Genomic DNA, 14,587 nt, shown 5'->3' on the forward strand with positions numbered 1-14,587 from the left:
GCAAGCGCATGACGAGAGGGACAAGACGATGCCGATGATCAACGCCGACGGGTGCCTGCTCAACGTCCAGGTGGACGGCCGCGACGGCGGACCGACCTTGATGCTGTCGAACTCGCTCGGCTGCACCTTGCAGATGTGGGAGCCGCAGATGCGGGCGCTGACGCAGCTGTTCCGCGTCATCCGCTACGACCGCCGGGGTCACGGCAAATCGGGCGTGCCGGCGGGCCCCTACTCCATGGAGCGCTTCGGCCGCGACGTGCTGGCGATCCTTGACGACCTCAACATCGAGAACGTGCACTGGTGCGGCCTGTCGATGGGCGGCATGGTCGGACAGTGGCTGGGAGCGAATGCCCCGGAACGATTCGGCAAGATCATCCTGGCCAACACCGCCTGCTACTATCCCGATCCGACCAACTGGCTGAACCGCATCAAGGCGGTGAAGGAAGGCGGCATCGCCGCCGTCGCCGACACCGTGATTGCCGGCTGGCTGACCGCCGATTTCCGCGAGCGCGAGCCGGAGACCGCGGCGCGCATGAAAGCAATGCTGGTTGCCTCGCCGGTCGAAGGCTATCTCGCCTGCTGCGAGGCGCTGTCGACACTCGACCAGCGGGCGTTGCTGCCCAGGATCAAGAGCCCGACCCTGGTGATCGCAGGAAAGCAGGACATGGCAACGCCGGTGTCGGCAGGCGAAATGATCCGCAGCGGCATTCCCGGCGCCAGCATGACGCTGCTCGATGCCGCGCACATTTCCAACGTCGAGCAGTCGCACGCCTTCACCGAGGCCGTGGTCGGCTTCCTGACGCAACGGTAACAACGAAGAGCGTTGTGGCAACGCAGGGACTGCGTAGCCCGGATGCAGCGAAGCGAAATCCGGGACAAGTCTTCGGCCGACGCTGAAGCCCCGGATTGCGCTGCGCTCCATCCGGGCTACGATTTCATGAGGAGACATCCATGGACGACAATCAGCGCCGCGACGACGGCATGACGCAGCGCCGCAAAGTGCTCGGCAATGAATGGGTCGACAAGTCGATCAAGAACCGCAACGCGTTCAACACCGACTTCCAGGACCTGATCACGCGCTATGCGTGGGGCGACATCTGGGCCCGGCCGCATTTCGATCACCGCACCCGGCGCGTGCTGGTGATCGGCACCATGGTGGCGCTCGGCCAGTGGGACGAATTCCGCCTGCATGTGCGCGCGGCGCTCGCCGAGGGCGGCTTCACGCCCGACGACATCAAGGAGATCCTGCTGCAGCAGGCGATCTATTGCGGCGTGCCCGCGGCCAATCACGCGGTCAAGGAAGCCGGCGCGATCATTGCCGAGCTAGGGCTGCTGAAGGGATAGCTCGCTCGCAGGCGCGCCCGCCTCGTTTACGGGCGCCTCGACGGCTCGCTTCGGCGCGGTCTCGAACAGCATCACGATCGCGGTGCCGAGCAGCATCAGGAGCTCGGCCGCATGCATGCGCAACGCTTCGACCTCGCCGACCTTGGAAGCCATCATCATGCTGGCGAAGCTCAGCACGCTGCCGAGGCAGAGCGCCACCGCGAGCGCCTCGTCGGCGCCGCTGCTGCTCTTGCGCAGCGGCGAGAACGCTGTCATCGCGAGGAAGACCGCGAAGAACGCCACCACGGTGATCCGCGCCAGCGCGAGCAGCCATGCGAGCCGCACCGTCGCCATCTTGCCGAGGTGCAGATAGTCGCTGGCATAGAACGCGATCGACACGCTCGGCCGCTCATAGAGGCCGTGGATCGGCGACACCATGATGCTGAAGGCAATGATGCTCCAGACCGGAATGAAATAGGCCGCAAGCAGCGCGCCGTTGAAGGAGCTGATCCGCCAGTTGTTCGACATTGCCGCTTCCCGTGCTTCCCGCGCCTTATCCGATTGGCGACGATTCAGGGCGTGAGCTAACGCCGATCAATTGCCGCCAGCAATTTAAACCCTTTGTTAAGGTTAAGCGCGATGCGATGGTTCCGGATCGATGCGATCGGCTCCCGTGCCGACCGAAAATTGGGGGTAAAATGACCGAAAGAACGCGCGTTTTCGTCGCAACGCCCTGCTACGGCGGCGATCTGAAGATGGCCTATGTGCTGTCCGCCCTGAAGCTTCAGGCTGCGGCCACCGCCCGGGGCATCGACATCCAGTTCCATCTGATCGGAAACGAATCGCTGATCGTGCGCGCCCGGAACGAACTGGCCCACCAATTCCTTGCATCCGGCGCCAGCCATCTCCTGTTCATCGACGCCGATATCGGATTCGAACCCGAGTCCGTCTTCCGGCTGCTGGATTGCGGCACCGATGTTTCGGCCGCGGCCTATCCGCTCAAGCACATCGATTGGGCCAAGGTGCAGCGGGCTGCGGAGGCCAAGCGAAGGAACCTCGCGTCATCCTCGCTGGACTATGTCGTCACATGGGAGGGCGACCAGATCACGGCGCGCGGCGATGGCTTCGCCAAGGTCCGATATGCCGGAACCGGCTTTCTCATGATGAAGCGATCCGCCCTCGTCAGGCTGTGCGACGCCCACCCCGAACTCAAATATCGAGCGAACCACAAGAGCAACGACTTGAACACCGGCGACCTGGTTCGCGCCGACCTCGACCGCGTCTCGCTGTTCGAATGCATGATCGACAAGACGACCGGCGAGTATTTGTCCGAAGATTACGCGTTCTGCCGGCGCTGGATCGACCTCGGCGGCGAAATCTGGCTCGACCTTCGAAGCGAGCTCACGCATTTCGGTTCATACGCCTTCCGCGGCCGCTTCGCCGACCAGTTGGCCTGAACCAGACAGGCCAAGCGAAAAGGATTCAAGCCTAAACAAGGGAGGCCTCGCCTTTCGGCGAGGCCTCCCTGCTAGTTCGGCTCAATTGTCCGAATTAGCGCTCCGGATTGGGCTTCTGGCCCTGCCGGCCCGGATCCTGCTGTTGCTGGCCGGGCTTCTGGCCGCCGCCCTGCTGCTGCTGGCCGGGCTTCTGACTGGGGTTCTGGTTGGGCTGGCCCGGATTCTGATTTGGGTTGCTCATTCAGCTACTCCCTTTGCTTTCATCAAGCTGGGGACAACGCGCGCGTCGCAAGCGCGGTTGCTCGGGGAACACGGGTTCCGGCGTGATCATTGCAAGGCAAGGCCATGTCGGCCCTGTGACATCGGAACCGCATCCGCCAAACTAGTTATGTACAAGCCCTTTCTGCTGCTGCCACGCTGTTGCCGCGGCCGGGGTTCCACTGTTAGAAAACGACACGACGCGACGGATCAGGCTGCCGGGGCCCTCGCCGCGTCACCCTCGACGTGGCGTTTTCGAGCGAAGTGGGAACCGGTTCGCGTGAAGCAAGCGCGTCCAGATCAACACGAGAGCCTGGTCGGTTCTCAACCGAACAGGCTCTGACGGCAGCGTATGGATTATTTCGCCCAGCAATTGATCAACGGCCTCGTGCTCGGTTCGATCTACGGCCTGATCGCCATCGGCTACACGATGGTCTACGGCATCGTCGGCATGATCAATTTCGCGCATGGCGACATCTTCATGATCGGCGGCTTCATCGCGCTGATCTCGTTCCTGGTGCTGGTGTCGCTCGGCCTCACCGCGATCCCCCTGATCCTCCTGATCGTGCTGCTGGTCTCGATGGCGATCACCGCGCTCTATGGCTGGACCATCGAGCGCATCGCCTACCGGCCCTTGAGGCATTCGTTCCGCCTCGCGCCGATGCTGTCGGCGATCGGCATGTCGTTCGTGCTGACCAACTTCTCGCAGGTGTCGCAGGGCGCGCGGGTGAAGCCGGTGCCGCCGATCATCACCGGCGGCTACACGCTGCATGAAGGCTCCCAGGGCTTTGCCGTGCAGCTCTCCAACATCCAGATCATGGTCGTGCTGGCCACCATCGTCGTGCTGGCGCTGTTCACCTGGCTGGTCTCGCGCACCCGGCTCGGACGCGACATGCGCGCCTGCGAGCAGGACCAGACCATGGCCGCGCTGCTCGGCGTCGACGTCGACCGCACCATCTCGATGACCTTCGTGATCGGCGCCGCGCTCGCCGCGGTCGCAGGCATGATGTATCTCTTGTATTACGGCCTGGTCGATTTCTTCATGGGCTTCGTCGCCGGCATCAAGGCGTTCACCGCCGCGGTGCTCGGCGGCATCGGCTCGCTGCCGGGCGCGATGCTCGGCGGGCTCGCGATCGGCCTGATCGAGACGTTCTGGTCGGCCTATTTCTCGGTGGAGTACAAGGACGTCGCCGCGTTCTCGATCCTGATCGTGGTGCTGATCTTCATGCCGACCGGCCTGCTTGGCCGTCCCGAAGTCGAAAAAGTCTGACAGGCACTTCGTGAGCGCGACCTCAGCCCGCCCCTCGCACGCCGCGCAGCCCTCGGGCAGCGCCTTCATTCTCAAGAAAGCCCTGATCAGCGCCCTTGTTGCGCTGGTGCTGTTCTCGCTGATGATCGGCGTTCGGACCGAGGCCGGGCCGCAGGGCGGCTTGATCTACTGGACGCGGTTCGGCGACCTCGCAGCCCTCGTCGGCGCGGTGTTCGGCGGCAGCATCGTCGTCGAGCTGCTGCGGCAATGGTGGGGACCGGTCGACAAGGACCGCATCGTGCCGAAGCCGGTGCAATCAGCGATGTCGTTCGCCGGCCGCTGGCTGGCGCCGGCGCTCCTGGTGTTCACCTTCCTCGTGCCTGTCATCTTCTACAACCAGCGCTACATTCTCGACCTGTCGATCCTGGTCCTGACCTATGTGATGCTGGGATGGGGATTGAACGTCGTGGTCGGCCTCGCCGGCCTGCTCGACCTCGGCTATGTCGCGTTCTACGCGGTCGGTGCCTATTCCTACGCGTTGCTTGCCACCAATTTCGGATTGTCGTTCTGGGTCTGCCTGCCGCTTGCCGGCATCCTGGCGGCGTTCTGGGGCGTGCTGCTCGGCTTCCCGGTGCTGCGGCTGCGCGGCGACTATCTCGCGATCGTGACGCTCGCCTTCGGCGAGATCATCCGCCTCGTCATCATCAACTGGCAGAGCCTGACCGGCGGCCCCAACGGCGTGTCGGGAATTCCCCGCCCGACCATGTTCGGCATTCCGCTGACGGCGGGTGATGACGGGCTCGCCGCCAAGCTCGGCATCGAATTCTCACCGACCCACCGCCTCGTCTTCCTGTTCTACCTGATCCTGGCGATGGCGCTGATCACCAACTGGGTGACGATCCGGCTGCGGCGGCTGCCGATCGGCCGCGCCTGGGAGGCGCTGCGCGAGGACGAGGTCGCCTGCCGCGCGCTCGGCATCAACACCACGACCACCAAGCTGACGGCGTTCGCGACCGGCGCGATGTTCGGCGGCCTCGCCGGCGCGTTCTTCGCCACGCGGCAGGGCTTCATCAGCCCGGAATCCTTCACCTTCCAGGAATCGGCGCTGGTGCTGGCGATCGTCGTGCTCGGCGGCATGGGCTCGCAGCTCGGCGTGGCGCTCGCCGCGCTGACCATGATCGGCGGCTTCGAGCTGTTCCGCGGCCTCGATCAATACCGCATGCTGGTGTTCGGCATGGCGATGGTGCTGCTGATGATCTGGCGGCCGCGCGGGCTGATCGGCCATCGCGCACCGACCGTGTTCCTGGAACGCAACCAGGCGATCTCGTCCGACCTCGTCAAGGAGGGCCACGGATGAGCGGCGACCACATCCTCACCGTCGACCGCCTGATGATGCGCTTCGGCGGCATCGTCGCGGTCAACGAGCTGTCCTTTGCGGCCGAGCGACGCAAGATCACCGCGCTGATCGGGCCGAACGGCGCCGGCAAGACCACCGTATTCAACTGCATCACCGGGTTCTACCGGCCGAGCGGGGGCGCGATCCGCCTCGCCCATGACGACGGCCGCACCATCGAGCTCGAGCGGCTGAACGATTTCCGCATCTCCAAGCAGGCCAAGGTGGCGCGCACCTTCCAGAACATCCGGCTGTTTCCCGGCATGACCGCGCTGGAAAATCTGATGGTCGCCCAGCACAACGCGCTGATGCGCGCCTCGGGCCTGACCCTGCTCGGGCTGCTCGGCCTGCCGTCCTGGCGCGAGGCCGAGCAGCGCGCCATCGATCTGGCGCGGACCTGGCTCGCGCGCGTCGGCCTGCTCGACCGCGCCGACGATGCAGCGGGCAACCTGCCCTATGGCGACCAGCGCAGGCTCGAGATCGCGCGCGCGATGTGCACTGAACCTGTGCTGCTCTGTCTCGACGAGCCGGCAGCGGGACTGAACGCGCGCGAGAGCGGCGGGCTGAACGAGCTGCTGCTGTCGATCCGCAACGAACAGGGCACCTCGATCCTCCTGATCGAGCACGACATGTCGGTCGTGATGGAGATCTCCGATCACGTCGTGGTCATGGATTACGGCGTCAAGATCGCCGAGGGCACGCCGCAGACGGTGCGCGACGATCCCAAGGTGATCGCCGCCTATCTCGGCGCCGACGAGGAAGAGGCGATCGCCGTGATGGAGAGCGGCACGTGACGAGCGCAGCCAGCAAGCCCCCCACCTCCCCCTGCAAGGGGGAGGTCGACCGCGAAGCGGGCGGGTGGGGGTCACGCTTTTCCCGCACAAAAGATATGACGGCACGGGCGCGGTCTCTCCGCGCAAGCATGACCGATGCGGAAGCCTGCCTCTGGCGTGCGTTGCGTCGCGATCAACTCAACGGCTTCTCCTTCCGCAAGCAGCACCCGATCGGCCCGTACACCGTCGACTTCTACTGCTCGCGCCTTGGTCTGGCTGTTGAGATGGACGGTGGTCAGCATGCCGAGCAGCGGAAGCAGGCCGACGATCGCCGAACCGCATGGCTCGCGGAAAAAGGCGTCACCGTGGTTCGCTACTGGAACAACGACGTGCTGTCGAATATGGACGGCGTGCTGAGCGACCTGGTGACGCACATGGAGAGATTGGCGCAAGCGGCGACAACCCCCACCCCAACCCTCCCCCTTTCAGGGGGAGGGAGAACCGACACCGCCGTGTCGGCCAAGAAGGGGAACGAGTCATGACTCAGCCCCTGCTCGCGGTGCGCGGCGTGCGCGCGGCGTATGGCAAGATCGAGGCGCTGAAGGGCGTCGATATCGAGATCAATCGCGGCGAGATCGTCGCCCTGATCGGCGCCAACGGCGCCGGCAAGTCGACGCTGATGATGACGATCTTCGGCCGGCCGCGCGCCCGCGCCGGCGCGATCGAGTTCGACGGCCGCGACATCACCGGCGTGCCGACCCACGAGATCGCGCGGCTGCGCATCGCGCAATCGCCGGAGGGCCGGCGGATCTTTCCGCGCATGAGCGTCGCGGAAAACCTGCAGATGGGCGCCGATGCCACCGAATGCAGCGAGGCCGAGCGCGCAGCCGGGCTGGAGCGGGTGTTCGCGCTGTTCCCGCGCCTGAAGGAACGCGTCGCACAACGCGGCGGCACGCTGTCGGGCGGCGAGCAGCAGATGCTGGCGATCGGCCGCGCCCTGATGAGCCGGCCGCGGCTGTTGATGCTGGACGAGCCCTCGCTTGGGCTCGCGCCGCTGATCGCGCGCCAGATCTTCGACGCCATCCGCACGCTGAACCGGCAGGACGGCCTCACCGTCCTGATCGTGGAGCAGAACGCCAACCATGCGCTGAAGCTCGCCCATCGCGGCTATGTCATGGTCAACGGGCTGATCACGCTGGCCGGAACCGGCGCCGAATTGCTGCAGCGCCCGGAAATCCGCGCCGCCTATCTGGAAGGCGGCCGCCGCGGCTAGCTGCGCGTTCCGTGCCGCCACCGCAAGCAAGACGTGGCGGATGCAGCGTCGATTTGCCTGAAAATTGCCGGTGACTTCGCCGCGAAATCAGCTGAGAATGCCCGCGGTTTTGGGGCCCGGCGCGCCGGGCCCTTCCGCAAGAGGCAACGACCACGAGGGACGTCTCATGAAATCACTGAAGCTGATCGGCCTGGCATTGGGCGCTTCGTTCGCATTCTCGGCGAGCGCGTTCGCGCAAGACATCACCATCGCAGTCGCGGGCCCGATGACGGGCTCCGAATCCGCCTTCGGCCGGCAGATGAAGAATGGCGCCGAGCAGGCGGTCGCCGACATCAACGCCGCCGGCGGCGTGCTCGGCAAGAAGCTCGCGCTGGAAGCCGACGACGATGCCTGCGATCCGAAGCAGGCGCGCTCGATCGCGGAAAAGATCGGCTCTTCGAAGATCCCGTTCGTGGCCGGCCATTTCTGCTCGTCGTCCTCGATCCCGGCCTCCGAGGCCTATGCCGACGCCAACGTGCTGCAGATTACCCCGGCCTCGACCAACCCGCTGTTCACCGAGCGCAAGCTCTGGAACGTGGCGCGCGTCTGCGGCCGTGACGACCAGCAGGGCCTGGTCGCCGCCGACTACATCATGAAGAACTACAAGGGCAAGAACGTCGCGATCCTGAACGACAAGACCACCTACGGCAAAGGCCTCGCCGACGAGACCAAGAAGGCGCTGAACAAGGCTGGCTTCCAGGAGAAGATGTTCGAGTCCTACAACAAGGGCGACAAGGACTTCAACTCGATCGTCTCGCGCCTGAAGCGCGACAACATCGATCTGGTCTATGTCGGCGGCTACCATCAGGAAGCCGGCCTGATCCTGCGCCAGATGCGCGACCAGGGCCTGCAGACCGTGCTGATGGCGGGCGACGCCATGAACGACAAGGAGTTCGCCTCGATCACCGGCCCCGCCGCCGAAGGCACGCTGTTCACCTTCGGCCCCGACCCGCGCAACAAGCCGACCGCGAAGGCGATCGTCGAGAAGTTCAAGGCCAAGAACATCGACCCCGAGGGCTACACGCTCTACACCTACGCCGCGATGCAGGTCTGGACGCAGGCCGTCGCCAAGGCCGGCTCGACCGACGCCAAGAAGGTTATGGACACCATCAAGGCCGGCGAATGGGATACCGTGCTCGGCAAGATGGCCTTCGACGCCAAGGGCGACATCAAGGCGATCGATTACGTCGTCTACAAGTGGGACGCCAAGGGCAACTACACCGAGATCAATCCGAAGGGCTCCTGAGCCTCTCGCGCGTCTGATCCAATCAGAGATACGAGAACGCCCCGGTCCGCCGGGGCGTTTTTTCGACCGGATGCCTGCAAGTCTTACCGCACGTCTCCGTCCGCCCGCGCCCGACGGTTGATGCTTCCGTCGCGGCTGCTATACCGGATCGATCGGACAGCAGGCGGATGGACCTATCGTGAAAAACCTTCTCACCGATATTGCCGGCGTTGCCGTCGGCCATGCCGACGATCCAACGGTCGCCTCCGGTGTCACCGCCATCCTGTTCGAGCGGCCGGCGGTCGCCTCGATCGATGTCCGCGGCGGCGGTCCCGGCACCCGCGAGGAAGCGCTGCTTTCGCCGCACAACGTCGTCGAGGCAATCGACGCCATCGCGCTGTCCGGCGGCTCGGCGCACGGGCTCGATGCCGCCGGCGGCGTGCAGGCCTGGCTCGCCGAACGCGGCCGCGGCTTCCGCATCCGCGACGCGGTGATCCCGATCGTGCCGGGCGCGATCTGCTTCGACCTGCTCAACGGCGGCAACAAGGCGTGGGGACGCTTTCCGCCCTATCGCGATCTCGGCTACGCGGCGGCCAATGCCGGCTCTGATGCCTTCGAACTCGGCAGCGTCGGTGCCGGCCTGGGCGCGACCACGGCCAATCTGAAGGGCGGCCTCGGCTCGGCGTCCGACGTGACCGACGACGGCGTGACGGTCGCGGCGCTCGCGGTGGTCAACGCGGTCGGCAGCGTCACGGTCGGCAGCGGCCCCTGGTTCTGGGCGGCGCCGTTCGAGGTCGGCGGCGAGTTCGGCGGGCGCGGCCTGCCGCCCGCGTTCACGCCGGACATGCTGAAGGCGCGGCTGAAGGGCGGCGCCGACGCCAGCGCCGCCGAGAACACCACCCTCGTCGTCGTGGTGACTGATGCGCAGTTGACGAAGCCGCAGGCGCGGCGGCTAGCGATGATCGCGCAGACCGGCATGGCGCGCGCGATCTATCCCGTGCACGCCCCGCTCGACGGCGACGTGGTGTTTGCCGCCGCGACCGGCGCCAAGCCGATCGATCCGCTGTTCGGCCTCACGAGGCTCGGTGCGCTCGCCGCCAACACGGTGGCGCGCGCCATCGCCCGCGGCGTCCATTCAGCGACCGCGCTGCCATTCGCCGGCGCGCTGCCGAGCTGGCGGGACAAATTCGGCTAGATCATCGCGCTTCTGGCTCTGCCGTCATTGCGAGCGAAGCGAAGCAATCCATCTGTCCGCACACGTGGACAGATGGATTGCTTCGTCGCTCCGCTCCTCGCAATGACGGAAATTACCAGTCTCGTCTTAGGCGCTGACGGAAATCGCGGCGAAGTCCTGCGCGGAGATCGCCTTCGCCTGGCGCTGGATCAGCTGTTCGACGATATTGTAGGACGAGGCCGCGTTGAGGGTCACGGAGGACGCGGCCGGCGTCGTCATCGACACCTTCGAGCCGTCGGCGTAGGTCGTCGTCGTGGTGGTCGAGCCGTCGCTGTTGGTCACCGACGTCGCGGTCGCGCCGTCCAGCGCCTGCATCAAGGGATCGGAGCTCGATCCGCCCGCGCCGCTGCCGGAGCCGGATCCATCGGTCGAGCCACTGGTCATGTGATGGCGATGATGGCCGCCGCTCTTGTGGCCCTGCAATGCCTGGGACATCTCGTCGAGGCTGACGCTGCCGTCGCCATTGCTGTCGAGCTTGGAGAACACGTCGTCGGCCTGCGCGGTGTTGGTGCCGCCGGCGCCGAGCGCGTTCTCGAATTCGGACTGGGTGATCTTGCCGTTGCCGTCGGCATCGATCTGCGAGAACAGGTCCTTGAGCGCATCCGAGCGGCTGGCTGCCGTCGCGCTGTTTGAAACCGCGGTCTGCGACTGGCTTTGCGCGGAAATCAGCGCGCCCATGGTCAGCGGCGAAATCTGCGCGGAGCCGCTGCCCGAGCCGGTGCCGGTGCTGCTGCCGGTCGACGTCGAGGTACCGGTCGAAGGGGCGAACAGGCCGGCGGTCTGCCCTCCCTTACTGGAGCTGCCGGTCTGGGTCGTCGACTTCGACGACATCAGCGAGCTCAAGAGGTCAATGGCCGACGACGCAGCGCCAAGGGCGAACAGCATGGCAATACTCCAACCGGGCCGCGCCTTGGCGGCTCAAACGCTGGTCAGTGGCTGAGCAAGGGGCGTGCCATGGCAAAAACCCAGTAAAACCAGGCTTCCCGCGTCGAAGCGGGTTCCGCGCACCCGGCAAGAGCTGCCGCCGGCGGAAGAATTTTCCGGTCGCGGAGCGCCGTCCGCTCGCATTGCCCGCCACGCGTCCGCATGTTAGGCGGACTCACCCGTCGCCCCCTGAAGTCTTCCGGAACAGCTGACATGACTCAGTCATTCACCCCGCGTCCCCTCATTATCGCTCCGTCGATCCTGGCGTCGGATTTCTCAAAGCTCGGCGAGGAGGTCCGCGCCGTCGACCAGGCCGGCGCCGACTGGATCCATCTCGACGTGATGGACGGACATTTTGTGCCGAACATCTCCTACGGCCCCGACGTCATCAAGGCGATGCGGCCGCACACCAAGAAGATCTTCGACGCCCATCTGATGATCTCACCCTGCGATCCCTACCTGGAGGGGTTCGCCAAGGCGGGCTGCGACCACATCACGGTGCATGCCGAGGCCGGCCCGCATTTGCACCGCTCGTTGCAGGCGATCCGCGCGCTCGGCAAGAAGGCCGGCGTCTCGCTCAATCCGGCAACGCCGACGAGCGCGATCGAATATGTGCTCGACCTGATCGACCTCGTGCTGGTCATGTCGGTCAATCCCGGCTTCGGCGGCCAGGCCTTCATCCGCTCGGCGATCGGCAAGATCAGCGACGTCAGGGCGATGGTCGCGGGCCGCCCGATCGACATCGAGGTCGACGGCGGCGTTGCGCCCGACGTCGCGGGCCAGCTTGCGGCCGCCGGCGCCAACGCCTTCGTCGCGGGGTCCGCCGTGTTCAAGGGCGGCACCGTCGAGGCCTACAAGGCCAACATCGCCGCGATCCGCCATGCGGCGGCCGAGGCGCGCGGCGAAGCAATCTGATGATCCGGAGAAACTAGAACAACGCGGGCGGCGTGACCGCGGCATTGGCCGCCTGGTCCGCCGCTTCGCCGCCCTCGCCGTCGTCCGCTTGCGAGGCCAGCCGCGACGGCCGCACCACGGTCACCGTGCACGACGCTTCCCCCGCGACCCTGGCGGACACGCTGCCGAGCAGCGCACGCCGCAGCGAGTTCTGCCGCGCGCCGATGATGATGTGGTCGACCAGATTGACCGCGGCGAATTCCAGGATCGCGGCGGCGGGATCGATCGCCTCCAGCACATGCACGGTCAGCCGCCCTTCCTCGAGCCCGAACGGCCGCGCCCAGTGCTGCAGCGTCACCAGGCGGTCGACATGCTTGTTCTGGCCCTGCTCGTCATGGCTGCGGTCGATCGCCAGGCGATTGAGCTTCAGCACGTTGACGCAAGCGAGCCGCGCCGACGGCGAGGTCGACAGCACCCGCTCGGCGGTGACACGGATGGTGTCGTTCAGCGCCTCGGCCCCCTCGCCGACATCGAGCGCGACGGCAACGATCGGGCTCGCGGCGAGCTGGGCCGCGACATCAGACTTCGGCCGCGGCGGCACCGCACCGAGATTGAAACGGCGGCGCCAGACCGTGCCGAGCGGATCGCGGCTCAGCCGCTGCGCCCGCGCCGTCAGCTTCACCTGATCGGGATGGCCGAGATCGAAGGCAAGCTGCGCCGCGGTCGGATAGCGCGCCACGGGATCGATCTCCAGGCAGCGCAGCACGATCTCCTGCAGCCATGGCGGATAGTCGGGCTTCAGCTGGCGCGGCGGATAGGGGTCACGCCACAGCCGCCGGCGCATGCCACGCAGGCTTTCGGTCTCGCCGAACGGGCGGACGCCGGTGGTGAAGAAATAGAGCAGCACGCCGAGCGAAAACAGATCGCTGCGCGGATCGTCGCGTACGCCGAGCAGGCGCTCCGGCGCCATGTAGGGCGCGGTGCCGTAGGGCAGGCGAAACTCCTCCTGCAGCAGGTCGGGCAGATGCCGGTGATGCGAGAGGCCGAAATCGATCAGCACCGCCTCGCCGCGCTCGCGGAACATGATGCTGCTCGGCTTGATGTCGTGATGGATGACGTTCTGCCGATGCAGGCTGGCGAGCGCAGTCGCGACCTTGCCGCCGATCACCCTCACTTCCTCATACGGCATCGGCAGCTCGCCGAGCCGCTTGTAGAGCGTCTGCCCGGGGATGCGCTCCATCACCACGTAGGCCTGGCGCTCGAAGTCGCCGGTGCCAAAACAGGCCGGCACATGCGGCCCCGACAGCCGCGGCAGGATCATCTGCTCCATCTCGAAGCTGACGATCGCGGCCGGATCCTCACCCTCCGAGGTCAGCGGCACCTTCATCAGCAGCGGCACGGTGATGCCGGGATGGGTGACGGTCCACAGCGTTGCCATGCCGCCGCGGTGCACGCGTTCGCCGACGGTGAAGCCATCGATGTCGGCACCCGCCTGCATCGCCAGCGCCGCCATCGGCATCACCGGCCGAGCGGCAGACGGTCGGCGAGCCAGTGCGGCAGGCCGTTCGCCTTGATCAGCGCCGCCGCGGTCGCGACGTCGTAGGGCACGCGATGATAGGTGATCTCGCGGCTTATGGTGTCGAACATCGCAAACGACGCTGCGGGATCGCCGTCGCGCGGCTGGCCGACCGAGCCGAGCACCGCAAGCCAGCGCCGCCCCGGCAGCAACTGAACAGCGATGCCCGAAGTTGGAACGAAGCTCGTCATCTTGGCGGTCGAGGACATCGAATAGAGGCCGGGACGATGGATGTGGCCGCAGAACGTGATCTGCAGCTCGGTTGCCATCATGCTGCGCGCGGCGTCGGCGGTGTCGCGAACATAGCGCCATTTCGTGGGCTCCGAAGCTTCGGAGTGCACGTAGAGCCTGTTGTCCTCCTCTCGCGACATCGGAAGCCCGGCGAGGAACTCCTTCTGCTCGCCGCTGAGCCGGCCGCGGGTCCAGTCGATCGCGGCCTTCGCCTCGGCATTCATGCTGTCGCTCGGCACGCCGATCGCATTGTCATGATTGCCGCGCACCGCGATCGCACCCTTGGCGACGAGGTCGATCACCGTATCGACGGCCCATTCGGGATCGGCGCCATAGCCGACGATATCGCCGAGACAGATCAGACGCTCGGCGCCGCGCGCATGCGCAGCGTCGAGGCAGGCGGCGAAGGCCTGCCGGTTGGCGTGAATATCGGCGAACAGTGCAAGCCGCATCGTGGTCCGCGTTGCTGATCCCTGTCCGATATCAAGCACACGCGGCCCCGGGCTCGCAATCGGGCCGAGGGTGGCAGCGAAAGCCAGTTGGCACGCGACCGCGCAATCTCCACGGTCACAGCCCGCGGCTTACCCCTCTCCCCAACCCTCCCCCGCAAGGGGGGAGGGAGCCCGACCGGCGTGCTCACCTGACTGAGTTACAGTCTGGGCACGGCGTCGCGGATTCAAAACGTCGGTAACGGATGTGAGGGGAGCATTAGCGGATGGGTTCCCTCCCCCCTTGCGG

16 protein-coding genes are annotated in these 14,587 nt (G+C 66.1%); 11 read left to right on the top strand and 5 right to left on the bottom strand.

The window, feature by feature from the left end; translation table 11 throughout:
* Nucleotides 1-28 precede the first annotated feature (28 nt).
* Nucleotides 29-811: a 3-oxoadipate enol-lactonase gene (gene pcaD, locus XI02_RS28410; RefSeq protein WP_172649149.1), complete on the top strand. Its 783-nt coding sequence runs from the start codon at nucleotides 29-31 to the stop codon at nucleotides 809-811.
* Nucleotides 812-951: 140 nt separating this feature from the next.
* Nucleotides 952-1,344 (top strand): carboxymuconolactone decarboxylase family protein, encoded by a 393-nt coding sequence (locus XI02_RS28415; protein ID WP_069279667.1) that lies wholly within the window; start codon nucleotides 952-954, stop codon nucleotides 1,342-1,344.
* On the opposite strand, the gene XI02_RS28420 is transcribed toward XI02_RS28415, so the two are convergent.
* Nucleotides 1,324-1,851: a hypothetical protein gene (locus XI02_RS28420; RefSeq protein ID WP_069279666.1), complete on the bottom strand. Its 528-nt coding sequence runs from the start codon at nucleotides 1,849-1,851 to the stop codon at nucleotides 1,324-1,326. The two genes, XI02_RS28415 and XI02_RS28420, sit on opposite strands and share 21 nt — an antisense overlap.
* 170 nt (nucleotides 1,852-2,021) lie before the next feature.
* On the opposite strand from XI02_RS28420, the gene XI02_RS28425 reads away from it, so the two are divergent.
* Entirely contained in the window at nucleotides 2,022-2,780 is a 759-nt protein-coding gene (locus tag XI02_RS28425; RefSeq protein ID WP_016840408.1) for a hypothetical protein, read from the top strand.
* A 94-nt stretch (nucleotides 2,781-2,874) separates the two neighbouring features.
* On the opposite strand, the gene XI02_RS28430 is transcribed toward XI02_RS28425, so the two are convergent.
* Nucleotides 2,875-3,021 (bottom strand): hypothetical protein, encoded by a 147-nt coding sequence (locus XI02_RS28430; RefSeq protein WP_016840407.1) that lies wholly within the window; start codon nucleotides 3,019-3,021, stop codon nucleotides 2,875-2,877.
* Nucleotides 3,022-3,390: 369 nt separating this feature from the next.
* Between XI02_RS28430 and XI02_RS28435 the strand changes: the two genes are divergently transcribed.
* The 7 genes from XI02_RS28435 to XI02_RS28465 all read left to right on the top strand — a co-directional run bounded on the left by XI02_RS28435 (nucleotide 3,391) and on the right by XI02_RS28465 (nucleotide 10,185).
* A complete protein-coding gene (locus tag XI02_RS28435; protein WP_018272404.1) occupies nucleotides 3,391-4,308 on the top strand; it encodes a branched-chain amino acid ABC transporter permease in 918 nt (305 codons plus the stop codon).
* A gap of 10 nt (nucleotides 4,309-4,318) precedes the next feature.
* The gene (livM, locus tag XI02_RS28440) at nucleotides 4,319-5,644 is read left to right on the top strand and encodes a high-affinity branched-chain amino acid ABC transporter permease LivM (RefSeq protein WP_026192977.1); all 1,326 of its coding nucleotides are present in this window, start codon (nucleotides 4,319-4,321) and stop codon (nucleotides 5,642-5,644) included.
* On the top strand, nucleotides 5,641-6,474 hold the full coding sequence (locus XI02_RS28445; protein ID WP_172647696.1) for an ABC transporter ATP-binding protein: 834 nt from the start codon (nucleotides 5,641-5,643) through the stop codon (nucleotides 6,472-6,474). The genes livM and XI02_RS28445 overlap by 4 nt, the downstream gene beginning before the upstream one ends.
* 128 nt (nucleotides 6,475-6,602) lie before the next feature.
* A complete protein-coding gene (locus XI02_RS28450) occupies nucleotides 6,603-6,995 on the top strand; it encodes an endonuclease domain-containing protein (protein ID WP_244981092.1) in 393 nt (130 codons plus the stop codon).
* Nucleotides 6,992-7,726, top strand: coding sequence for an ABC transporter ATP-binding protein (locus XI02_RS28455; RefSeq protein ID WP_028336790.1), 735 nt, complete (start codon nucleotides 6,992-6,994; stop codon nucleotides 7,724-7,726). Before XI02_RS28450 ends, XI02_RS28455 begins: the two co-directional genes overlap by 4 nt.
* A 166-nt stretch (nucleotides 7,727-7,892) precedes the next feature.
* Nucleotides 7,893-9,011 carry a branched-chain amino acid ABC transporter substrate-binding protein gene (locus XI02_RS28460; protein ID WP_018272407.1) on the top strand — a complete coding sequence of 373 codons (1,119 nt, stop codon included), beginning with the start codon at nucleotides 7,893-7,895 and terminating at the stop codon, nucleotides 9,009-9,011.
* A gap of 178 nt (nucleotides 9,012-9,189) precedes the next feature.
* Nucleotides 9,190-10,185: a P1 family peptidase gene (locus XI02_RS28465; protein ID WP_172647695.1), complete on the top strand. Its 996-nt coding sequence runs from the start codon at nucleotides 9,190-9,192 to the stop codon at nucleotides 10,183-10,185.
* A gap of 126 nt (nucleotides 10,186-10,311) precedes the next feature.
* On the opposite strand, the gene XI02_RS28470 is transcribed toward XI02_RS28465, so the two are convergent.
* A complete protein-coding gene (locus XI02_RS28470; RefSeq protein WP_172647694.1) occupies nucleotides 10,312-11,109 on the bottom strand; it encodes an EF-hand domain-containing protein in 798 nt (265 codons plus the stop codon).
* 252 nt (nucleotides 11,110-11,361) lie between these two features.
* Between XI02_RS28470 and rpe the strand changes: the two genes are divergently transcribed.
* Nucleotides 11,362-12,063 (top strand): ribulose-phosphate 3-epimerase, encoded by a 702-nt coding sequence (gene rpe, locus XI02_RS28475; RefSeq protein WP_194483235.1) that lies wholly within the window; start codon nucleotides 11,362-11,364, stop codon nucleotides 12,061-12,063.
* Nucleotides 12,064-12,076: 13 nt separating this feature from the next.
* Here rpe and XI02_RS28480 read toward each other — a convergent pair whose 3' ends face one another.
* Together XI02_RS28480 and XI02_RS28485 are read right to left on the bottom strand one after the other, a co-directional pair.
* Entirely contained in the window at nucleotides 12,077-13,555 is a 1,479-nt protein-coding gene (locus XI02_RS28480) for a bifunctional serine/threonine-protein kinase/universal stress protein (RefSeq protein ID WP_194483236.1), read from the bottom strand.
* Nucleotides 13,556-13,560: 5 nt separating this feature from the next.
* Entirely contained in the window at nucleotides 13,561-14,301 is a 741-nt protein-coding gene (locus XI02_RS28485; RefSeq protein ID WP_172647692.1) for a metallophosphoesterase, read from the bottom strand.
* Nucleotides 14,302-14,587: the final 286 nt, after the last annotated feature.

The organism is Bradyrhizobium sp. CCBAU 21365 (assembly GCF_015291305.1).
In the GTDB taxonomy this organism is placed as follows: domain Bacteria; phylum Pseudomonadota; class Alphaproteobacteria; order Rhizobiales; family Xanthobacteraceae; genus Bradyrhizobium; species Bradyrhizobium elkanii.